Source organism: Duganella sp. Dugasp78 (assembly GCF_059491455.1).
In genome coordinates, this window is the sequence record NZ_CP168506.1 from 4936556 (window position 1) to 4959448 (window position 22893).

18 protein-coding genes are annotated in these 22893 nt (G+C 63.8%); 11 read left to right on the forward strand and 7 right to left on the reverse strand.

What is annotated here, in order from left to right; translation table 11 throughout:
* Positions 1-69 precede the first annotated feature (69 nt).
* Positions 70-1173 (reverse strand): helix-turn-helix domain-containing protein, encoded by a 1104-nt coding sequence (locus ACEN9O_RS21955; protein WP_495613925.1) that lies wholly within the window; start codon positions 1171-1173, stop codon positions 70-72.
* Between the two features lie 54 nt (positions 1174-1227).
* Between ACEN9O_RS21955 and ACEN9O_RS21960 the strand changes: the two genes are divergently transcribed.
* From ACEN9O_RS21960 to ACEN9O_RS21975, 4 genes are all read left to right on the forward strand, one after another.
* Positions 1228-1509, forward strand: a complete 282-nt coding sequence (locus tag ACEN9O_RS21960) for a beta-xylosidase family glycoside hydrolase (protein WP_495613926.1) — start codon at positions 1228-1230, stop codon at positions 1507-1509.
* 187 nt (positions 1510-1696) lie between these two features.
* The gene (locus ACEN9O_RS21965) at positions 1697-3049 is read left to right on the forward strand and encodes a glycoside hydrolase family 5 protein (protein ID WP_495613927.1); all 1353 of its coding nucleotides are present in this window, start codon (positions 1697-1699) and stop codon (positions 3047-3049) included.
* Positions 3050-3091: 42 nt separating this feature from the next.
* Complete coding sequence (locus tag ACEN9O_RS21970) at positions 3092-4576, forward strand: DUF1593 domain-containing protein (protein WP_495613928.1); 1485 nt, start codon at positions 3092-3094, stop codon at positions 4574-4576.
* Between the two features lie 191 nt (positions 4577-4767).
* Positions 4768-5907: a glycoside hydrolase family 27 protein gene (locus tag ACEN9O_RS21975; protein ID WP_495613929.1), complete on the forward strand. Its 1140-nt coding sequence runs from the start codon at positions 4768-4770 to the stop codon at positions 5905-5907.
* 70 nt (positions 5908-5977) lie between these two features.
* On the opposite strand, the gene ACEN9O_RS21980 is transcribed toward ACEN9O_RS21975, so the two are convergent.
* From ACEN9O_RS21980 to ACEN9O_RS22000, 5 genes are read right to left on the reverse strand one after another with little or no spacing between them, the layout of a single operon-like run.
* Positions 5978-7084 (reverse strand): S-(hydroxymethyl)glutathione dehydrogenase/class III alcohol dehydrogenase, encoded by a 1107-nt coding sequence (locus tag ACEN9O_RS21980; protein WP_495613930.1) that lies wholly within the window; start codon positions 7082-7084, stop codon positions 5978-5980.
* Positions 7085-7129: 45 nt separating this feature from the next.
* Complete coding sequence (locus tag ACEN9O_RS21985) at positions 7130-7375, reverse strand: formate dehydrogenase subunit delta (protein ID WP_495613931.1); 246 nt, start codon at positions 7373-7375, stop codon at positions 7130-7132.
* Between the two features lie 44 nt (positions 7376-7419).
* A complete protein-coding gene (gene fdhF / locus ACEN9O_RS21990; RefSeq protein WP_495613932.1) occupies positions 7420-10308 on the reverse strand; it encodes a formate dehydrogenase subunit alpha in 2889 nt (962 codons plus the stop codon).
* Between the two features lie 11 nt (positions 10309-10319).
* Positions 10320-11873, reverse strand: coding sequence for a formate dehydrogenase beta subunit (locus ACEN9O_RS21995; protein ID WP_495613933.1), 1554 nt, complete (start codon positions 11871-11873; stop codon positions 10320-10322).
* Entirely contained in the window at positions 11870-12346 is a 477-nt protein-coding gene (locus ACEN9O_RS22000) for a formate dehydrogenase subunit gamma (protein WP_495613934.1), read from the reverse strand. The genes ACEN9O_RS21995 and ACEN9O_RS22000 overlap by 4 nt, the downstream gene beginning before the upstream one ends.
* Positions 12347-12538: 192 nt before the next feature.
* On the opposite strand from ACEN9O_RS22000, the gene ACEN9O_RS22005 reads away from it, so the two are divergent.
* Positions 12539-13597 carry a substrate-binding domain-containing protein gene (locus tag ACEN9O_RS22005; RefSeq protein ID WP_495613935.1) on the forward strand — a complete coding sequence of 353 codons (1059 nt, stop codon included), beginning with the start codon at positions 12539-12541 and terminating at the stop codon, positions 13595-13597.
* Positions 13598-13612: 15 nt separating this feature from the next.
* Here the strand turns inward: ACEN9O_RS22005 and ACEN9O_RS22010 are convergent, their stop codons facing one another.
* Positions 13613-14641 carry a GlxA family transcriptional regulator gene (locus tag ACEN9O_RS22010; protein ID WP_495613936.1) on the reverse strand — a complete coding sequence of 343 codons (1029 nt, stop codon included), beginning with the start codon at positions 14639-14641 and terminating at the stop codon, positions 13613-13615.
* A 274-nt stretch (positions 14642-14915) separates the two neighbouring features.
* Between ACEN9O_RS22010 and ACEN9O_RS22015 the strand changes: the two genes are divergently transcribed.
* The 6 genes from ACEN9O_RS22015 to glyA are packed head-to-tail and all read left to right on the forward strand — an operon-like array spanning position 14916 to position 22878.
* Positions 14916-16172, forward strand: coding sequence for a sarcosine oxidase subunit beta family protein (locus ACEN9O_RS22015; protein WP_495613937.1), 1257 nt, complete (start codon positions 14916-14918; stop codon positions 16170-16172).
* 14 nt (positions 16173-16186) lie between these two features.
* A complete protein-coding gene (locus tag ACEN9O_RS22020; RefSeq protein ID WP_495613938.1) occupies positions 16187-16480 on the forward strand; it encodes a sarcosine oxidase subunit delta in 294 nt (97 codons plus the stop codon).
* Positions 16477-19500, forward strand: coding sequence for a sarcosine oxidase subunit alpha family protein (locus ACEN9O_RS22025; protein ID WP_495613939.1), 3024 nt, complete (start codon positions 16477-16479; stop codon positions 19498-19500). Before ACEN9O_RS22020 ends, ACEN9O_RS22025 begins: the two co-directional genes overlap by 4 nt.
* Positions 19493-20188 (forward strand): sarcosine oxidase subunit gamma, encoded by a 696-nt coding sequence (locus ACEN9O_RS22030; protein WP_495613940.1) that lies wholly within the window; start codon positions 19493-19495, stop codon positions 20186-20188. Before ACEN9O_RS22025 ends, ACEN9O_RS22030 begins: the two co-directional genes overlap by 8 nt.
* A gap of 10 nt (positions 20189-20198) precedes the next feature.
* Complete coding sequence (locus tag ACEN9O_RS22035) at positions 20199-21587, forward strand: L-serine ammonia-lyase (protein WP_495613941.1); 1389 nt, start codon at positions 20199-20201, stop codon at positions 21585-21587.
* Positions 21588-21606: 19 nt separating this feature from the next.
* Positions 21607-22878, forward strand: coding sequence for a serine hydroxymethyltransferase (gene glyA, locus ACEN9O_RS22040; protein ID WP_495613942.1), 1272 nt, complete (start codon positions 21607-21609; stop codon positions 22876-22878).
* Positions 22879-22893 lie beyond the last annotated feature (15 nt).

Sequence of the window (22893 nt, forward strand, 5' to 3'; positions counted from 1 at the left end):
GGAAGCGATTACTCATGGAATCGCTGGTTGCCAGCGGCTGCGCTCAGCGCCGCCGGCGAAATATGGTCTTTATGGCGCCGGCTCGCGGGCTTCCTTTTTGCATATTTCGCGGAATGCCTTGGGCGTGCATTCGTATTCTTCCTTGAAGAGCTTATTGAAATACGAGGAATTCTTATATCCGACCGAATAGGCGATTTCCGCAATACTGGCGCTGGTGTTTTCCACCAGGAGGCGCGATGCTTCGGTCAACCTGAGCTTGTTCAAGTACCCGATAAAGGTGTACCCCATCTCCGCTTTTAATATGTCGTTGACCTTATTGCGGTTGACGCCGGTTTCCGAGACCACGGTTTCCAGATCCAGTTCCGAATCCGCATAACGCGTCGCCAGCAACCTCAAAATGGCGGATTTTTCCCTTTCCCGGTGCGGCTCCAGCGCCAGCTGCTGGTACGCCACCAGCGGCAGGTCTTTCTGCATGCGCGCGTGCAGGTCGTTGGCCAGGGCCACCGCGTACTGCTTGACGAACCAGAATGCGAACCCGGCACAGGTCAGTATCAGGTACGCGGCGAAAAAATACAGGTAGCCGTATTTCCGCTCGTGCATTTCGATGCCAGCGATTTCGATACGCGACGGGGTGTCGACGCGGCTGACCTGGCTGGTGTCGACTTCGATTTGCGCGACCTTGGCCAGCGAGTAGCCCAGATCGGATGGGTCGATTTTGTGCATGTCGACCCACCATTGCGGAATGGTCAAATGGGTCAGGTCGAGTTCGACGCGGCCCCCGTTCGGATTGCAGTTGACGTATGCCGATGGGGAGCGGTAGGTCGTCAGGTCTTCCAGTTTGGACCGCTTCTCGTCGAAGGTGGTGAGGCCGACCAGGATGGTACCGGCAGGGAAGCAGCGTGCCTCGAAACTGATCTTGCTGAACCTTGACCAATCGAATAATGCCGGGTTGCCCTTGCGGTCCGTAAAGAGCAGGGCGCTCGATGCATAGGGATCGGGGTCGTTGCCTGACAGAACGTATTCCATGATCAAGCGCTCGGCGTCGACTTTCACGTTCAGACTGGTGGTCGCGGGGGCGCCGTTGTGCGCCTTGCGCAACTGCCAAGAAAAATCTTCTTGCTCGAACAAGGGGACACGGTGATAGCTGCGGTTGACGCACAGATACCCGATCAAGATACTCAAACCGAGCAGTAGGACCAGCCGAAGCAGTGCCTTTGAATATAACGCGTGCATACAGATAAAAGTTGGATGGTTGGACCGAGGCGAGGCCGCTGGCGCGTGCGCGGCAGCAGTCGTCAGGTCTCGCAATGTACAGCATGCGGTGCCGCCTGTCACTGCGGGGTTGCATTGCCCGTAGTCTGGCAATGGAACGATAATCCGGATAAAACGCTCTGGTCGGTAAAGGAAAGAGAAGGATTTTTGCGTCTCAAAGGTGAGCGGCCTGCCGTGATCGCGGAAAAGGACAACGTTTCGTATTTCAACAAGTTATTCCAGGAAGGGCACGGCTGAAACCCCAGGCCTTCAGAACTCGGCAATCAGTAGATGTAAATCCCCAAGTTTATCAACTATCCGCACACTGCAAGCATTTTCAGGAATATCGCTACCGACGACTGCGCCATCCTCCCTATGCTGACACTTGGCCTTAGAAAACTTTCTAGGCCGCATGACAATTTGTCAGCATGAATATTTCGAGGTTATGATGAAGCTCGCCAGTACATTTATATCAATTGTAATTCTGTTATTAAGCGTCGGCTGTGGCGGCGGCTCGGACAGCATCGCGGCACCGATGCCAGCGGCCACCACGCCAGCCCCAACGACGCCAGCCCCAACAACGCCAGCCCCCACAACGCCAGCCCCCACAACGCCAGCCCCCACAACGCCAGCCCCCACAACGCCAGCCCCCACAACGCCAGCCCCCACAACGCCAGCGCCGTCGACGCCGGCGCCGGCTGCGGATCTCTATCCAGACTACAACAAGAACCCGGTCGCGCCCGATACCACCGGCATGGGCAGCACCGCTGTCCAGCTCGCCAGCAAGATTCGTCTGGGTTTGAATATTGGCAACACAATGGAGGCGATCGGCGGAGAAACTGGCTGGGGCAATCCCCTGATCACCGAGGCGCTGATCAAAGCGGCCAAGGCGGACGGATTTAACGCCATCCGGTTGCCGCTGGCCTGGGACCAGTACGCCAACCAGCAGACCGCCAAGATCGACCAAGCCTGGCTGGACCGCGTCAAGCTCGTTGTCAAATACTGCGTCGACAACCAGATGTATGTGATCGTGAACATCCATTGGGACGGCGGCTGGCTCGAAAGAAACGTTGTGCCCGACAAGCAAGTGGCAGTCAATGAGAAGCAAAGGGCGTTCTGGACTCAGATCGCCACGCAATTACGCGACTTTGACGAGCATTTGTTGTTTGCCAGCGCCAACGAGCCAAGTATCGACACGGCCACCCAAATTCCGGTGCTCAATTCCTACCACCAGACCTTCGTCAGCGCGGTGCGCGCCACCGGTGGCAAGAACGCCTACCGCGTCCTGGTGATCCAGGGACCGCAAACGGACATCGATAAAACAATGGCGATGTGGACGGGCATGCCGACCGACACCGTCAGCAATAAGTTGATGGCGGAGGTGCACTTTTACCCCTGGCAATTTACCTTGATGGAAAAAGATGAATCATATGGCAATGCATTCTACTATTGGGGCAAGGATAACCATTCGGCCACGGACACCGCCCACAACCCCACCCAGATGGAGGAGGCTTATGTCGACCAGCAGTTTTTGTTGATGAAGCAGAAGTTTATCGACAAGGGCATTCCGGTCGTACTCGGCGAGTACGCCGCGATGCTGCGTACCAATCTGACGGGCGACGCACTGGCCCTGCATAAGAAGTCACGCGTCTATTATATAAACTACGCCACCAAGTCGGCAGTGACTCATGGTTTATTACCGTTCTATTGGGACGTGGGCGGCCTGATCGACCGGAGCAATAATACAGTCCTCGACCCGGACCTCCTCAATGCGCTGGTCAAGGGCGCAACCCCGTAAGCGGCCGGCCCCATAACCACATAATATGCAGACAGGAAGAACATGGGTATCCGTTTCCTTGCAGCTCAATTCAACACAGAGATAATGCAACTACTTCCAATCACGGTGATGTTGGCGGCGTTACTGGCTTGCGTGCCGACCCCTGGCTTTGCCGAACCCAAACAACGCCTGATTGTTCTCAGTGATATCGAGGCCGATCCCGATGACAGCCAGTCGCTCGTGCGCTTGCTTCTGTACGCGAACCAGATCGATATCGAAGGCATCGTCGCCACCACCTCCACGCATCAGAAGTGGCGTATCGCACCGGAATCCATGCACGCGATCATCGACGCCTACGGCCAAGTACAACCCAATCTGCTGAAGCACGAACCGGGTTTTCCGAAAGCGCAGGCACTGAAGGCGGTGGTGCGCTCCGGCTCGAAACTCTACGGCATGCAAGGTGTCGGCGACGACAAGGACTCGCCGGGATCGGACGCCATCATCCAGGCCCTGGAGAAAAACGATGCGCGACCGCTTTGGGTTTCAGTCTGGGGAGGTGTCAATACCCTTGCTCAAGCGCTGTATCGGATTGGCCACGACCGGACGCCGGAGCAGGCCGCTCGCCTGATCAGCAAGTTGCGCGTCTACACGATCTCCGATCAGGACGATTCCGGTATCTGGATACGCACCAAGTTTCCCGATCTGTTTTATATCGTCAGCCCCGGCGGGTATGGCAACGGCACCTGGACTGGCATCCACACGGCCGAGCCGGGCTTCGACAGCACGGAGGTGAGCAACAACTGGATCGCAGCGAATATTCAGCAGGGGCATGGACCGCTGGGGGCGATGTATCCGGATGTCTCCTTTGGCATGGAGGGCGATTCGCCATCCTTCATGTCCTTGATACCTAACGGCCTGAACGCACCCGAGCATCCGGACTGGGGCGGCTGGGGTGGGCGCTACGAGTTTTACACGCCAGCGTTGGAGACGACCAACCCGGAAGGCTTCACCGGCAACGTACCTGTATTGCAAGAGCCGCATGCCATCTGGACGAACGCCGTGGACAGTTACAGGCCGACTGTTCACAACGACTACGGCCGCACCGTGCGCGCCCACGATAAGGTCTCCACTGGGTACAGGACGACGATCTGGCGCTGGCGTAAAGAGTTCCAGAACGATTTCGCCGCGCGCATGGACTGGAGCACCAAGCCGTACAAGGGGGCCAATCATCCGCCAGTCGTCAAGCTCAGCCCTGGCGATCGGCTGACCATCAAATCTGGCGAAGTCTTCACGCTGAGCGCCGCCGGCAGCTCAGACCCCGATGGGGATCACTTGAGCTACCTGTGGTTTCAGTATCCCGAAGCCGGCAGCTACAAGGAGACGATCAAGCTGGGGTATGCGGAAAATTATCATACCGTTTCGGGGCTGGCGCCAGTGGTGAGCAAGCCGGAGACCGCGCACTTCATCGTTCAGGTGACCGATATGGGCCGTCCGGCGCTGACGCGCTACGGGCGCGTCGTTGTCACTATCGTGCCGCCTGCGCCCTGAACAGTATAGTGATTTTTTTTGAATCATGGATTTGTACGATATCCCCTTTTTTTGCGAATGATTTAGATATGAAAACAAAGCACATAACACACAAGCCGCTGTTGACGAGCACGACAATGAGAGCGGCTGCTGCGGCATTGACCCTATTCGTAGGCGCGGCAGGCAATTGCTGGGCTCAAAAGGCTGAAGGCGTGGCCAGCACCCCGCAAATGGGCTGGAACAGCTGGAACAAATTTGCCTGCGAAATCGACGAGCGCATGATCCGCGAGACCGCTGATGCCATGGTCAAGTCCGGCTTGAAGGACGCCGGCTTCCAGTACGTGAACATTGACGATTGCTGGCAAGGCCAGCGCGACGCCGACGGCAACATCCAGCCCGACGCCAAGCACTTCCCATCCGGCATAAAAGCGCTGGCGGACTATGTGCATGGCAAGGGACTCAAGCTGGGCATTTACTCGGACGCCGGCGCGACCACCTGCGACGGCCGTCCCGGCAGCCGCGGCCACGAGTATCAGGATGCGCGCACCTATGCGCGCTGGGGCATCGATTACGTCAAGTACGACTGGTGCGACACCCCGGGCATGAACGCCGAACCGGCCTACACCACAATGAGCGACGCGATCGCCAAGTCGGGCCGCCCGATGGTGTTCAGCGTGTGCGAGTGGGGCATGAGCAAGCCGTGGGAGTGGGCCGGCAAGGTCGCCCATTCGTGGCGCACCACGCCCGATATCTATAATTGCTTCGACTGCGAATTCAGTCCCGGCCTCTCGACTGGCCTGGGCGTGCTGCGCGTCCTCGACAAGCAGGCAAACCTGCGCAAGTTCGCGGGGCCCGGCCACTGGAACGATATGGACATGCTCGAAGTGGGCAATGGCATGAGCGAGGATGAAGACCGCGCCCATCTGTCGATCTGGGCCATGATGGCCTCGCCCCTCATCCTGGGCAACGACCTGCGTTCCATGTCCGAGTCGACCCGCCGGATCCTGACCAACCCCGGCGTGATCGCGGTGAACCAGGACAAGCTGGGTGTGCAGGCGCTGCGCGTCCTGGCCGATGGTCCGCTGGAGGTCTATGCCAAGCCGCTTGACGGCGGCCAATGGGCACTGATGTTCCTGAATCGCTCCAACCAGCCTGCCGACGTTCACCATGACTGGAAGAAGCAAATTCTGATCGATGACCTGAGCAAGCGGTCGGTCGACTTCAAGCAGACCGTCTACCGGTGGTCCGACCTGTGGAGCAAGAAGACAGGCGACACCAGCACCAAACTGGACGCGCGACTGGCGCCGCACAGCGTGCTGATGCTACTCCTGAGCGGCCCTGCGAAGCCATAGGGTTCCTGCTTGGTCCGGAAGTGGCGAGCGGCTACGCGGAATTTGAACGTAGGCGGGGATGCGCGTTCCTTTAGTACAGGATGACCGAGCGGATCGACTCGCCGGCCTTCATCAGGTCGAAGCCTTCGTTGACGCGCTCCAGTGGCAGACGGTGCGTGATGAGGTCGTCGATGTTCAGCTTGCCTTCCATGTACCAGTCGACAATCTTCGGCACATCGGTACGGCCGCGCGCGCCGCCAAACGCGGAACCGCGCCACTCGCGCCCGGTGACCAGCTGAAACGGTCGGGTGGAGATTTCCTGGCCGGCCGCGGCCACGCCGATAATGAAGGACTTGCCCCAGCCCTTGTGCGTGCACTCCAGTGCCTGGCGCATGGTGGTGGTGTTGCCGACGCACTCAAACGAATAGTCGGCGCCGCCATCGGTGATTTGTACGATGGCGTCCACCACGTTCTCCACTTCCTTCGGGTTGACGAAGTGGGTCATGCCGAACTTGCGCGCCATCTCCTGGCGGGCCGGGTTGATGTCGACGCCAATGACCTTGTCGGCGCCCACCATGCGTGCCGCCTGGATCACATTCAGGCCGATACCGCCCAGTCCGAATACCACCACGTTGGCGCCGGCCTCCACCTTGGCGGAGAACAGCACCGCGCCCACGCCCGTGGTGACGCCGCAGCCGATGTAGCACACTTTGTCGAATGGCGCATCTTCGCGGATTTTCGCCAGGGCGATTTCCGGCACCACGATGTAATTCGAGAAGGTCGAGGTACCCATGTAATGGAACAGCGGCTGGCCGTCCAGGGAAAAGCGGCTGGTCTCGTCCGGCATCAGGCCGCGGCCTTGCGTGGAGCGGATCGCCTGGCACAGGTTGGTCTTGCGCGACAGGCAGAATTTGCACTGGCGGCATTCCGGCGTGTACAGCGGGATCACATGGTCGTCTTTTTTCAGCGTGGTGACACCGGGGCCGACATCGACCACCACGCCCGCCCCTTCATGGCCCAGGATGGCCGGGAAAATACCTTCCGGGTCGGCGCCGGACAAGGTGTAGTAGTCCGTATGGCAGATGCCGCTAGCTTTCAGTTCCACCAGGACTTCGCCGGCTCTGGGCCCTTGCAGGTCAACGGTTGCTATCGTCAACGGTGCGCCGGCTTGCCATGCGATGGCGGCTTTGGTTTTCATATAGTGTTACCCCGATAAAGTGAGAAAGGCGGTTGGTGTATTCCGTTATCGGATGGCTGGCAAGGCAACGATGTTCCGGTAGGTGTGCAGGCTCTCGAGCACGATGTCGCTCAATCCCGCCCCGGCTTTCTGGTCGACATGCGCGAGCAGGGCGAGACGCATGCGTGGCTCCCAAAAGCGGCGCAGGTGGTTGGCAATTTCTTCCAACGATTGCGCGCGGTTCTTTAAGGTGCCGAAAAAATCGCCTATCTGATTAGCCATCGTAATCAGTACATCCACGTTCGCATTCATCCCGTTTCCTTTTCGACGCATTGTTGTAGGGGCTGTTCCATGGCTTATCCCCGCTTTGGACCCGTCGCGGTCTCTGTCTGCAGCGGAATGCGCTCCCCATCCGCCAATGCAATCTGCGTCGCGTTGAAGCGCGCGTATTCCTTTTGCCATGAAGATGGTTGGGTAACGGGCATGACCTGCACCGCGGTGACCTTGTATTCCGGACAGTTCGTTGCCCAGTCGGATGCGTCGGTCGTGATGACATTGGCACCGGACTCCGGGAAATGGAAGGTCGTGTAGACCACCCCGGGCTGGATGCGTTCAGTGACGGTGGCACGCAGCGCCGTTTGTCCGGCGCGCGATTCGATGCCAACCCAGTCATCCTGCGCAATGCCGCGCTCCTGCGCATCGTGTGGATGAATCTCCAGCCGGTCTTCGCTGTGCCAGGCATTGTTGGCGGTGCGCCGGGTCTGCGCACCGACGTTGTATTGCGACAGTATGCGTCCGGTCGTCAGGATCAGCGGGTAGCGACGTGTGACTTTTTCGCTGCTGCCGAAGAACTTGGTCGGTATGAAGCGGCCCTTGCCGCGTACAAAGGCGCCGATATGCATGATCGGCGTGCCTTCCGGCGCGGCCTCGTTGCACGGCCACTGGATGCTGCCGCCCAATTCATCGATGCGGCGGTAGCTCACGCCGCGGAAGGTGGGCGTCAGGCTGGCAATCTCTTCCATGATCTCGCGCGGATGGCGATAGTGCATCGGGTAGCCCAGGGCGTTCGCCAGCAGCATGGTCACTTCCCAATCCGATTTGCCGGCTTTCGGTGGCATGACCTTGCGCACGCGGGAGATGCGGCGCTCCGCGTTGGTGAAAGTGCCGTCCTTTTCGAGGAACGACGAGCCGGGCAGGAATACGTGGGCGTATTTTGCCGTTTCATTCAAGAACAGATCCTGCACCACGATGCATTCCATGGCCGACAAGGCGGCGGTGACGTGCTGGGTGTTGGGATCGGACTGGACGATGTCCTCGCCTTCGCAGTACAGCCCCATGAAGCTGCCATCGAGCGCCGCGTCAAACATATTGGGGATGCGCAGGCCGGGTTCGGGATCGAGCGTGCAGTTCCACGCCGCTTCGAACTCGGCGCGGACCGTGCTGTCCGATACATGGCGGTACCCTGGCAGTTCGTGGGGGAACGATCCCATGTCGCACGAACCCTGCACATTGTTCTGGCCCCGCAAGGGATTGACGCCGACGCCATCGCGACCGACGTTCCCGGTGGCCATCGCCAGGTTGGCGATGCCGATCACCATGGTCGAACCCTGGGCGTGTTCGGTGACTCCGAGGCCGTAGTAGATTGCCGCATTGCCGCCAGTGGCATACAGGCGCGCCGCGCCACGGATGTGTTCGGCCGGCACGCCGGTGGCGGCCTCGACGTTTTCCGGCGCGTTCTCCGGCAGTGAAACGAATTCTTTCCACTCGGTGAAGGATGCCATGTCGCAGCGCTCGGCCACGTACGCGTCCTGGCACAAGTTCTCCGTGACGATCACATGGGCCAGCGCGTTGACGATGGCGACATTGGTGCCCGGCCGCAGTTTCAGGTGATAGTCGGCCTGGATATGCGGCGACTTGACCATTTCCGTGGTGCGCGGATCGATGACAATCAGTTTTGCGCCCTGGCGCAAGCGGCGCTTCATCTGGGAGGCAAATACGGGATGGGCGGAAGCGGGGTTGGCGCCGATGATCATCACCACATCGGCCTTCATGACGGAATCGAAGGTCTGGGTGCCGGCGGACTCGCCCAGGGTTTGCTTCAAGCCATACCCGGTGGGGGAGTGGCATACCCGTGCGCAGGTATCGACATTGTTATTGCCGAACGCAGCCCTGACCAGTTTCTGCACCAGATAGGTCTCTTCGTTGGTGCAGCGCGACGATGTGATGCCGCCGATCGACGCGCGTCCGTGCTTGGCCTGGATGCGGCGGAACTCGGATGCGGCGTAGTCGACCGCTTCCTGCCAGGACACTTCGCGCCAGGGATCGGTGATGCGCTGACGTATCATCGGCTTGAGCATGCGGTCCTTGTGGCTCGCATAGCCCCACGCGAAACGGCCCTTGACGCAGGCGTGGCCGTGGTTGGCCTTGCCGTCCGGGTTGGGGACCATGCGCACCACTTCATTGCCCTTCATCTCGGCCCGGAACGAGCAGCCTACGCCGCAATAGGCGCAGGTGGTCACTTTGCTGTGTTCCCCCTGGCCCAGCATGATGACGGTCTTCTCGGTCAGGGTCGCCGTTGGACAGGCACTGACACAGGCACCGCAGGACACGCAGTCCGACGCCAGGAAGCTGTCATTCTGGCCGGCCGCGACGCGCGAGTCGAATCCGCGCCCATCGATGGTCAACGCAAACGTCCCCTGGGTTTCCTCGCAGGCGCGCACGCAGCGGTTGCACACGATGCATTTCGACGGGTCGTAGCTGAAATAGGGGTTGGACTCATCCTTCTCCATGCGCAGGTGGTTGCTGCCTTCGTAGCCATAGCGCACCTCGCGCAATCCGGTCACGCCCGCCATGTCCTGCAGCTCGCAGTCGCCGTTGGCGGCGCAAGTCAGGCAGTCCAGCGGGTGGTCGGAGATGTAGAGCTCCAGCATACCCTTGCGCAAGTCCTGCAGCTTCGGCGTCTGGGTGCGCACCTTCATGCCAGGCTCGCACGGCGTGGTGCAGGAGGCCGGATAGCCGCGCCTGCCTTCGATTTCGACCAGACATACCCGGCAGGAACCGAAGGCCTCCAGGCTCTCGGTGGCGCACAGTTTCGGTATGCTGGTGCCGGCCATGGCGGCCGCGCGCATGACGGACGTTCCTGCCGGGACGGTGACTTCCACGCCATCGATTTCCAGTGTCACAAGGACCTCGGATTCCTTCGGCGGCGTACCCATGTCGGGCCGCTTGAACTCGGTAATATTCATCTAGGTTTTCCTTATTGGGACGCATCGCCGGCGCTGGCGCCGAAGTCTTCCGGAAAGTGATTCAATGCCGACAGCACAGGATAAGGCGTCATGCCGCCCATCGCGCACAGGGAGCCGGCCAGCATCAGGTCGCACAGGTCGCGCAGCAGGTGGATCTGCTGGGGACGCTGCTGTCCGGCGATGATCTTGTCCATGACTTCGACGCCGCGCGTCGAGCCGATGCGGCAGGGCGTGCACTTGCCGCACGATTCGGCGGCGCAGAACTCCATCGCGTAGCGCGCCTGCCGCGCCATGTCGACGCTGTCGTCGAAGGCGACGATACCGCCGTGGCCCACGGCGGCGCCGATGGCGGCGTAGGCTTCATAATCGAGCGGGACGTCGAAGCGCGAGTCGGGCAGGTAGGCGCCGAGCGGGCCGCCCACCTGGACCGCGCGCAGCGGCCGGCCGCTGGCGCTGCCGCCACCGAAGTCGTACAGCAATTCGCGCAAGGTCACGCCAAAGGCTTTTTCCACCAGGCCGCCGTATTGGAGGTTGCCCGCCAGCTGGAACGGCAGCGTGCCGCGCGAGCGCCCCTGGCCGAGGTCGCGGTAAAACGCGGCGCCCTTGTCGAGGATGAGCGGCACCGCCGCCAGCGAGATGACGTTGTTGATGACGGTCGGCCGGCCGAACAGGCCGGACAGGGCCGGCAGCGGCGGCTTGGCGCGCACAATGCCGCGCTTGCCCTCCAGGCTTTCCAGCAGCGCGGTCTCTTCGCCGCACACATAGGAACCGGCGCCCTTGCGCACTTCCAGATGGAAGGTCCTGGCGCTGCCGAGCAGGCCGTGGCCGACATAGCCGGCCGCCAAGGCACGGGCGATGGCTTCCTCGAGTGCCGCGATCGCATGCGGGTATTCGGAGCGCACGTAGATGTAGCCTTGCGTGGCACCCACGGCCAGGCCGGCGATCGTCATGCCCTCGATCAGCATGAAGGGGTCGTCTTCCATCACCATGCGGTCCGAGAACGTGCCGGAATCGCCTTCGTCGGCGTTGCAGACGATGTATTTTTGCGCCGCTTGCGCGTCCAGCACGGTCTTCCATTTGACGCCGGTGGGGAAGGCCGCGCCGCCGCGTCCGCGCAGGCCGGAATCCAGCACCTCCTGCACGATGGCGGCCGGCTCCAGCGCCAGCGCGCGGCGCAGGCCGGCGTAGCCGCCGTGCGCCAGGTAATCGTCCAGCGAGACGGGGTCCGTGATGCCGACGCGCGCGAACGTGATCCGCTCCTGCCGTTTCAGGAACGCCAGCTCGTCGGTCAGCCCCAGCGCGAGCGGGTGGGCGCCGCCATCGACCAGGCCGGCGTCGAACAGGCCGGCCACGTCCTCCGGCGCCACCGGGCCGTAAGCGACGCGGCCGCGCGGCGTCGCCACTTCCACCAGCGGTTCCAGCCAGAACATGCCGCGCGACCCGTTGCGCACGATGCGCACGTCGATGGCGCGGCGTTGCGCTTCCGCGCGGATGGCCTCGGCGACTTCGTCGGCACCCAGCGCGAGGGCGGTGGAATCGCGCGGAACGTAAATGGTGCAGCTCATTGCCCATCTCCGCAGGAGCGCAGCAGCGCGTCGAAACGCGCCGCGCCGACGCGCGCGTACGGCCGCCCGTCGATGGCGATGTTCGGGCCCACCGCGCAGTGGCCCAGGCAATACACGGGTTCCAGGGTGACCTGGCCGTCCGCGCTGGCGCCATGGAAGCCGCAGCCCAGCACCTGCTGCACGTGGCTGGCCAGCGCTTCGGCGCCGCGCGCCTGGCAGGCTTCGGCGCGGCACAGTTCAACCACATGGCGCGCGGCCGGCTGCTGGCGGAAGTGGTGGTAATACGTGAGTACGCCGTGGACCTCGGCGCGCGACAGGTTCAGCGCGTCGGCGATGGCCGGCACGGCATCGGCCGGCACGTGGCCGAGCCGGTCCTGGATGGCGTGCAGGATGGGCAGCAGGGCGCCAGGCATGCCCTGGTGGGCCTGGATGGCTGCCTCGACAGCCTCGGTTGCAGCAAGTGACGTTTGCATATTGTTCCTAGCCGTCAAGGGTGAAGATGCAGGGGCTTGCCTATTTCGCGGGACCGGCAAGGCAAGTGCGATGGTAGACGTAGAACGGCAGATAGCGCAATATGTTGGAAAATGTGCGAAACACCGGCATTGCTTGTTGATTTAAATATGCATTAATATGCATGTTCTTACCAACTAAATTCGCCCTCCATCATGCGTATTCGCCTGCAACCCAGCTTTTCCATCACCGGCGCCGACGGCGATGATCCGATCGACCGGCCGTTGCGCCTGCTGGCCGAGGTCGAGCGGCATGGCAACCTGCGCATGGCGTGTGAGCGCCTCGGCATGTCCTACCGCAGCGCCTGGGATATGGTGCGCGCGCTGGAGCAGCGGGTCGGCGGGCCGGTGCTGGACATGCAGCGCGGCCGCGGCTCGTCGCTGACGGAACTGGGCCAGCGCCTGGTGTGGGCCTTGAAGCTGGTGCACGCGCGCTTCGATCCGCTGCTCGATTCCATGGCGGCGGAAATCGACGGCCAGGTCCAGCTGGCGTTGGCGCGCGGGCAGAGTTACCTGCGCATTTACGCCAGCCACGGCTATGCGATTGCCGCGCTCAACGCGCATTTGCAGCGGGTGCAGGCGCCTGTCGAGCTCAGCTATCGCGGCAGCGTCGAAGCACTGCACGCCCTGGCGCGGGGCGGTTGCGACGTGGCCGGCTTCCCGATTCCTGTCGGCGAGTTGCAGCCGGTGGTGGTGGCGCGCATGCAGGCGCTGTTGAAAGACGGTTACCGCTGCATCACGGTGACGGCCCGGCGCCTCGGCCTCATGGTAAGAAAAGGCAACCCAAGCCAGGTGTGGACCATCCACGACCTGGCCCGTCCGGGCGTGCGTTTCGTGAACCGGCAACCTGGCTCGGGCACCCGCATGATCCTGGAGTTGCTCCTGGAGCGGGCCGGCTTGCTGGGCGCCGACATCGATGGCATGGAAACGGTGGAGCTGACCCATGCGGCCATCGCGGCCTACATCGCGTCCGGCAAGGCCGATGCCGGACTGGGCGTGGAAGCCGCCGCGCGCCAGTTCGACCTTGATTTCGTGCCGGTATTGGTTGAGCGATATTTCCTCGTATGCAACGAGGCCATCCTGGCCGACCCGCGCTTCGCCGCCATCCCGGCGTATTTGCAGGGGCCGGCGTTCCGCACCAGCTTGCTGGAACATCCGGGCTACGATGGCGCCGAGGCGGGCCGCATCGCCACCCTGGCGGAGGCGTTGCGCTAAGTCTGCCGGGTCCCGCTACCACAGCACCGGCGCCGCCGTCGCCGCCGCCATGCTTGCGGCGGCAGCCCTGCCGCCGGCTTCTTCGCGCACTTTCGACGGCGTCTTGCCGAACTGGATGCGGAAACAGCGGGAAAAGTGCGAATTGCTGAGGAAGCCGCACTGCAGCGCGATATCGATGATGGAATTGTTGGTCGACACCAGCAATTGCAGCGCATTGTTCAGGCGTAATTCAAACGCGAACGCCAACGGACTCATGCCCAGTTCAGCCTGGAACAGGCGCTCCAGGTGGCGCATGCTGACATTCACATGCTGCGCGATGAATTCGGCCGGCAACGGGTCGGCCAGGTGGCGCTCGATCAGCAGCATGGCCTTGCGCACCCGGATGTCGTCGGAGCTGCGCGTGCACAGCGGCTGCGGCTGCGGCGTCTTGGCCGGCAGCGGCGCGTGCTCGATCATGATGCGGGTGGCCTTGTTGGCGCGCGCCTTGTCGCAGTGGCGCTCCACCAGGTAGGCCGCCAGATGCACCACGCTGGTACCGCCGGCGCAGGTAAGGCGGTCGCCATCGTCGATGAACAGCTCGTCCGAGCTGACATCGAGGTCGGGGAATTCACTGGTGAAGTCGCCATACACATACCAGCTGACGCAGCTGCGCCGTCCCTGCATCAGGCCGAGCCGGGCGAGGGCGAAACTGCCGGTGCAAATGCCCACCAGCGGCACCGCGGCGGCCGCCCGCTTCAGGTAATCGTTCACGGCCGGCGCCAGCTTGAGCGCGCCGAGCAGGCCGCCGACCACGACGATGTAGTCGTATCTGGCGGGATCCTCCAGCCCGGCGGTCGGCGTGATTTCAACCCCACAACTGGCTTTCACCGAGCGCATATCGTGGCTCAGCACGTCCCATGCGCAGTGGATGGGGCGGCTGCGGTCGCCGTCGTCGGCGGCCAGCCGCAAGGTGTCGATGAAGGCGGCAAACGCCAGCAGGGTGAAGCTGGGCGCGAGCACGAATCCGACCGTGAGCCGGGGTTTTTTCAAGTGGATGGCGTTCATTTGGCTGTCTCCCTTGGCGCACTCGGACCGGCGCGCCTTATCGTGCTCAAAATATACGCTCCGATGCCGCGTCGAACAATGGATGGGACGCCGGCATGTCGGAATCAGGACAATCCTTGTCCACCCCAATCAAGCCTTGTTGCATTGAGGCCCCAACGGCACGCGCAAAGCGCAGTTTGTCGGAATCAGGCAAGCCGCCGTCTGATTCGATCAATTTGCAATTCGCAACGATCCCAATAATGGACCCCACGATCCTCAACGTGGAAAGCACGATATGGCACAGAAGAACTACTCATTTTGGAGCCTGCTTCAGCAGGGCTTCAAGCGCCAGGAAGGCTGGGACCAGGCTTGGCGCAGCCCGGAACCGAAACCGTCCTACGACGTGATCATTGTCGGTGCCGGCGGGCACGGCCTGGCCACCGCCTATTACCTGGCCAAGGAACACGGCATCAAGAATATTGCTGTATTGGAAAAAGGATACCTGGGTGGCGGCAACACCGCGCGCAACACGACCATTGTGCGCTCGAATTATCTGTGGGATGAAGCGGCGATGCTGTACGAGCATTCGCTCAAGCTGTGGGAGGGCTTGTCGCAGGAGATCAATTTCAACGTCATGTTCAGCCAGCGCGGCGTGTTCAACCTCGGACACACCCTGCAGGACATGCGCGATATCGAGCGCCGGGTCAACGCCAATCTGCTCAACGATATCGATGCCCAGGTCCTGACGGCTGCCGAAGTCAAGCAGCGCATCCCGCTGATCGACGCCAGCAGCAGCGCGCGCTATCCGATCATGGGCGCCAGCTTCCAGCCGCGCGGCGGCGTGGCGCGCCACGATGCGGTGGCCTGGGGCTTTGCCCGCGCCGCCAGCAATCTTGGCGTTGACATCATCGAGCAGTGCGAAGTGACCGGCATGGACATTGAGGGCGGCCGCATCCGCGGGCTGCAAACGTCGCGCGGCGTCATCCGAGCCGAGCGCATCGGCTGCGTGGCGGCGGGCCACTCCAGCACGCTGGCCAAGATGGCCGGCATCCGCCTGCCGCTCGAGAGCCATCCGCTGCAGGCATTCGTGTCCGAGTCGCTCAAGCCGGTGCTCGATACCGTGGTGATGTCGAACGCCGTGCACGGCTACCTGAGCCAGTCCGACAAGGGCGAACTGGTGATCGGCGCCGGCATCGACAGTTACCTCAGCTATGCGCAGCGCGGCAGCCCGCACGTGATCGAACACACGGCCGCCGCCATCATCGAACTGTTCCCGATGTTTTCCCGCGTGCGCCTGAACCGCCAGTGGGGCGGCATCGTCGACGTGTCGCCGGACGCCTGCCCGATCATCGGCAAGACCCCCATCAAAGGCCTGTATTTCAATTGCGGCTGGGGGACCGGCGGCTTCAAGGCCACGCCCGGTTCGGGCAACGTGTTTGCCCACACCATTGCGCGCGACCAGCCGCACCCGCTCAACGAGGCGTTCGCGCTGGACCGCTTCCACAGCGGCCACCTGATCGACGAACACGGCGCCGCCGGCGTCGCCCACTGACAGAGGAATTGATCATGTTGAAGTTTCACTGCCCGCACTGCAACGAAGTGCGCGAAGAAGAAGAATTCAGCTACGCCGGCGAAGCCTACATCGTGCGCCCGCCGGCGCCGGACACCAGCAGCGACGCCGACTGGGGCGACTACGTGTTCATGCGCAAGAACAGCAAGGGCTGGCACTGGGAGCAATGGCTGCATTCGGCGGCCTGCCGCAAAGTCGTCGCGGTCAAGCGCCATACCTTTACCCACGAGATCGGCGGCTGCTGGACGCTGGCCGAAGGCAAACAGATCTACCTCAAGGAGCAAGCGTGAACTCCCACCGCATCAATCGTCCCGACGCGCGCATCGACCGCGACAAGCCCGTCAATTTCTCGTTCGACGGCAAGTCTTACAGCGGCTGCGCCGGTGACACGCTGGCCTCGGCGCTGCTGGCCAATGGCGTGCGCATGATCGGCCGCAGCTTCAAGTATGGCCGTCCGCGCGGCATCGTCGGCCATGGCGCCGAGGAGCCCAATGCGCTGATCCAGCTGGAGCGCGGCCCCGTCACGGTGCCCAACCTGAAGTCGACCCAGGTCGAGCTGTACAACGGCATGCAGGCTTTTTCCACCACCGGCTGGCCCTCGCTTGATTTCGACGTGAAAAGCATCATGGGCCGCGCCGCGCGCTTCATGCCGGCCGGCTTTTACTACAAGACCTTCATGGCGCCGGCGAAGATGTGGCCGCTGTACGAGGACGTGATCCGGCGCGCGGCCGGCTATGGCCGCGCGCCAGTCGACCCGGACCCGGAACACTACGACCACCTGCACCACCATCCGGACGTGCTGGTGATCGGCGGCGGCGCCTGCGGCATCTGGGCGGCGCTGCTGGCCGGCCGCGCCGGGCTGCGCGTGCTGCTGGTCGACGAACAGGCCGAGATGGGCGGCTGGCTGCTGTCCGACCCGGACGCGGTACTGGACCAATATCCCGCCACCACCTGGCTGCGCCGCTGCCTCGCCGAACTGGACACCTTGTCCAACGTGACCCGCCTGGCGCGCACCACGGCGTTCGCCATGCATGACGCCAACCTGGTGCAGGCGGTGGAACTGCTGCAGGACCATCTGCCGCCGGCCGTGCGCGATCCGGACCAGCCGCGCCAGCGCCTGCACAAGATCCGGGCGCGCCACGTGGTGCTGGCCACCGGCGCCATCGAGCGTCCGCTGGTGTTCGGCAATAACGACTTGCCGGGTGTGATGACCGCCGCCGCCGGGCAGACTTACCTGAACCGCTACGCGGTGCGCGCCGGCCAGCGCGTGTTGGTCTTGACCAGCAACGACTGGGCCTATGGCGCGGCCACCGACCTGGCGTCGGCCGGCGCCAAGGTGACCCTGTGCGACACCCGCGCCATCGGCGCCCTGGCGGCGCGCAGCGTGGTGGCCGGCAAGGCCGGCGTGGAAATCCTCAACGGTTACGGCATCGCCCAGGCCACCGGCGGACGCAGCGTCAGCGGCGCGCGCCTGGTCAAGCTCGATCCGCGCAAGGACGCCGTGACCGGTGCCGGACCGCGCGTCGATTGCGACCTGCTGCTGTCGTCGGGCGGCTTGTCGCCGAACGTGCACCTGTTTTGCCACAACGGCAGCCGCCCCGCGTGGGATGAAGGCAAGCTGGCCTTCGTCGCCCCGTCGCAGGGCCGTCCGGGCATCGCCTGCGTCGGCTCGGTGGTCGGCGAATTCGACCTGCAGGGCGCGATGTCGCAGACCACCGGCGCCGTGAACGCCATGTGCGCCGAGCTGGGGCGCACATCGTCGGCCGCCACGCCCAAGGTGGGCGGCGGCAGGATGCCGGTCGAGGGCGCGCCGGCGCGGCGCATCTTCCGCGTGCCGGACGGCAAGCGCGAAGGCCACGGCGCCAAGGCCTTTGTCGACTTCCAGAACGACGTCGCGGCATCCGACATCGAGCTGGCGGTGCGCGAGAATTACCGTTCGATCGAGCACGTCAAGCGCTACACCGGCCTGGGCTTCGGCACCGACCAGGGCAAGCTGTCGAACGTGAACGGCTTCGCGATCGCCGCCAACGCGCTCGGCAAGCCGATCGGCGAAGTCGGCACCACCACCTACCGTCCGGCCTATACGCCGGTCGCCTTCGGCGCGCTGGCCGGCGCCATGGTGGGCGACACGTTCGAGCCGCGCCGCTATGCGCCGGCGCAGCAGTCGCACGTGCAGCGGGGCGCGCTGTTCGAGACGGTGGGGCAGTGGATGCGCCCGTGGTATTTCCCGAAACCAGGCGAAGACATGCACGCCGCCGTGAACCGCGAAGCGCTGGCTGCGCGCCAGAGCGTGGCCATGATGGACGCGTCCACCCTGGGCAAGATCGATATCCGCGGCCCGGACGCGCGCGAATTCCTCAACCGCGTGTATTCGAACGCATGGAGCCAGCTGGCGCCGGGCAAGTGCCGCTATGGCCTGATGCTGGACGAAAACGGCATGGTGATGGACGACGGCGTGACCGCCTGCCTGAGCGACCAGCATTTTATGATGACCACCACCACCGGCGGCGCGGCGCGGGTGCTGACCTGGCTGGAAAAATGGCTGCAGACCGAATGGCCGGAATTGAAGGTGTACCTGACCTCGGTCACCGACCACTGGTCCACCAGCGCGGTGGTCGGCCCCAACAGCCGCGCCGTGCTGGCCAAGCTGTGTACCGACATCGACCTGTCGCCGGACGCCTTCAAGTACATGGATTGCCGCGTCGGCACGGTGGCCGGCGTGCCGGCCCGCGTGTTCCGCATCAGCTTCTCGGGCGAGGTGGCGTATGAAGTCAACGTCGACGCCGGCTACGGCCACTACATGTGGGAATCGCTGATGGCGGCCGGCGCGGAATTCAACATCACGCCCTACGGCACCGAGACCATGCACGTGCTGCGCGCGGAAAAGGGTTTCATCATCGTCGGCCAGGATACGGACGGTTCGGTCTCGCCGATCGACCTCGGCATGGGATGGGCGGTCAGCATGAAAAAGCCGTTCAGCTTCCTCGGCAAGCGCTCGCTGGCGCGCGCCGACACGGCCCGCGGCGACCGCAAGCAACTGGTCGGCCTGATGACGGAAGACCCCAAGGTGGTGCTGGCCGAAGGCGCGCAAATCGTCGTCAAGCCGGGGGCGGGACAGCGCAGCGTGGGCCGCGTCACCTCGAGTTACCACAGCGCCTTCCTGGGACGTTCGATCGCGCTGGCGCTGATCGAAGGCGGCCTGGCCAAGGATGGCGAAGTGTTCCACGCCTGGGATGGCGGCGCCACCACGGCCGCAAAGATCGTATCGCCAGTGTTCATTGATCCGGAAGGGAAGCGTCAACATGCCTAAGACTAACCTCAAACTTGCCGAAGTCGTCCAGCCGAAAGCGCGCGCGGAGGTCGCCTTCGCACCGTATGCGCAAAGCCCGCTGCATGGCTTCGGCCTGGGCGCGAAGGCGCGCCGCCAGGACGACCGCTGCGGCGTGTGGATGAATGAATTGGCCTTGCTCGGCTACGTGATCGTGCGCGGCGACGCCCGGGACGCGGCCTTCGCGGGCGCCTGCCAACAAGTGCTGGGCATCGCCTTGCCGCGCGAACCCGGTACGGTGGTGCCGTTTGCGCACGGCGTCGCGCTGTGGCAGGCGCCGGACGAATGGCTGCTGGTATGCGCCCGCAGCGCCTGCCAGTCCTGCATCGACGGCCTGGAGGCGGCGCTGCAAGGCGTGCATGCCCAGGTGGTGGATAACTCGGGCGGCCTGACCATGGTCTACCTGAGCGGCGCCCACCAGGTCACCCTGCTGCGCCACATCGGCGTGTATGACTTCGAGGCGCTGGCCCCCGGCCGCCTGGCCAGCACGGTGTGCGGCAAGGCCACGCTGACGGTGTTCCGCCACGACCAGCAGGGCATCTTCGTGATCTTCCGCCGCAGCTTTGCCGATTACGTGTGGCGCCTGCTGTCCAAGTCGGCGCGGCCGTATGGCCTGGGCATCGCCACCATCCAGGCCAACGCATCGCACCCGGTCTTGCGCCTGGTGTAAGGAGGACGGCATGCCATTCAGTATTTTTGACGTGTTCCGCATCGGCATCGGGCCATCGAGCTCGCACACCGTCGGGCCGATGCTGGCGGTGAACCGCTACCTGCAGGTGCTGCGCCCGCAACTGGCGCAGGTGGCGCGGGTCCAGGTCGACCTGTACGGTTCGCTGGCGCTGACCGGCGTCGGGCATTGCACCGACAGCGCGGTGCTGCTTGGCCTGCTGGGCGAGGAACCGCACCTGGTCGACCCGGCGCTGGCGCAGCAGCGGGTCGCGCGCGTGCGCGCCGAGGGCCGCCTGCCGCTGGCCGGCGTGCACGAGGTGCCGTTCAACGAAGCGGCCGACCTGCTGTTTCACAAGCGCGAGAGTCTGCCGCAGCATCCGAACGGCATGCGCCTTAGCGCTTTCGATGCGGACGGCGCGCTGCTGCTGGCGCGCGAGTATTTTTCCATCGGCGGCGGGGCGGTCAAGGATGAAGATGAAATCGCGCCGCGGACGGGCCGGGGCGGCCAGGATGGGCCCGGCGCGCACGAGGGGCCGTGCCCGTTCGCCAGCGCCGCCGAGCTGCTGGCGTGGTGCAAGCGCCAGGGCTGCGGCATCGCCGAGGCGGTACTGTGCAATGAAGCGAGCTACCACGGCGCGGCCGAGGCCCGCGCCCGGGTGCTGGAAATCTGGCACGTGATGCGCGACTGCGTCGAGCGCGGCCTGCATGCCGAGGGCGTGCTGCCGGGCGGCTTGAAGCTGAAGCGGCGCGCCTCCAGCCTGTACCGGCAGGCGCGCGATGGCGCCGCCGGCAGGTTGTCGGCCGACTTCGCGATGATGGACATCCTTTCCGCCTACGCGATCGCGGTCAACGAAGAAAACGCGGCCGGGGGCAGGGTGGTGACGGCGCCCACCAACGGCTCGGCCGGCGTGATCCCGGCCGTGCTGACTTATTACACCGGCGCCCACCCGCAGGCCGGCGACGACGCCGTCCTGACCTTCCTGCTGACGGCGGCCGGCATCGGCATGCTGTACAAGCGCAACGCGTCGATTTCTGCGGCGGAAATGGGATGCCAGGGCGAGATCGGCGTGTCGGCCTCGATGGCCGCGGCCGGGCTGGCGGCGGTCCTGGGCGGCACCCCGGAACAGGTTGAAAACGCGGCGGAGATCGCGATGGAGCATTTCCTCGGCATGACCTGCGATCCCCTCAACGGCCTGGTGCAGGTGCCCTGCATCGAGCGCAATAGCATGGGGGCGATCAAGGCCGTCAATGCCGCCCGTATGGCCCTGATGAGCGACGGCAGCCACATCGTCTCGCTCGACCAGGTGATCGAAACCATGCGCCAGACCGGCGTCGATATGCAAAGCAATTACAAAGAAACCTCGCTTGGCGGGCTGGCGGTCAACGTCGTCAGCTGCTGAGCATCACACTGGAGATCCCATGTCGCATACCGCATTTTTCCGCAACACCCTGGCTGAATCGGATTCGGCCGTCTCGGCGGGCATCGCCGGCGAGCTGCACCGCCAGCGCGACCAGATCGAAATGATCGCGTCGGAAAACATCGTCTCGAAAGCCGTGCTGGAAGCCCAGGGTTCGGTGCTGACCAATAAATACGCCGAAGGCTATCCAGGCAAGCGCTACTACGGCGGCTGCGAAGAAGTCGACGTCATCGAAACCCTGGCGATCGACCGCGCCAAGGCGCTGTTCGGCGCGGCCCACGTCAACGTGCAGCCGCACTCGGGTGCGCAGGCCAATGGCGCCGTGATGCTGGCGCTGCTGCAGCCGGGCGATACCGTGCTGGGCATGGCGCTGTCGGCCGGCGGCCACCTGACCCACGGCGCCAAACCCGCGCTGTCGGGCAAATGGTTCAACGCCGTCCAGTACGGCGTGCGCCGCGAAGACAGCCGCGTCGATTATGACGAGGTGGAACGGCTGGCGCAGGAGCACAAGCCCAAGCTGATCATCGCCGGCTTTTCCGCCTACCCGCGCGCGCTGGACTGGGCGCGCTTCCGCGCCATCGCCGACGCGGTGGGCGCTTACCTGATGGTCGACATGGCGCACATTGCCGGCCTGGTGGCGGCCGGCGTGCATGCCAGCCCGGTGCCGCACGCCCACGTCACCACCTCGACCACCCACAAGACCCTGCGCGGTCCGCGCGGCGGCATCATCATGACCAACGACGAAGAGATCGCGAAAAAGATCAATTCGGCGGTGTTCCCCGGCTTGCAGGGCGGCCCGTTGATGCACGTGATCGCGGCCAAGGCGGTAGCCTTCGGCGAGGCGCTGCAGCCATCGTTCAAGACCTATATCGAGCGCGTGGTCGGCAACGCCAAGGCGCTGGGCGAAGTGCTGGCGGCGGGCGGCGTGGACCTGGTCACCGGCGGCACCGATAACCACCTGCTGCTGGTCGACCTGCGCCCCATGGGCCTGAAGGGCAACACCACCGAACAGGCGCTCGAACGCGCCGGCTTCACATGCAACAAGAACGGCATTCCGTTCGACGATGAAAAACCCACCGTCACCTCGGGCGTACGCCTGGGCACCTCGGCCGGCACCACGCGCGGCTTTGGCGAGACCGAGTTCCGCCGCATCGGCGCCCTGATCCTGGAAGTGCTGCAGGGCCTGCGCGACCACCCGCAAGGCGACGCCGCCGTCGAACAGCGCGTGCGCGCCGAAGTGTCGGCGCTGTGCAAGGAATTCCCGATTTACTGACCCCATCGAGCGGAG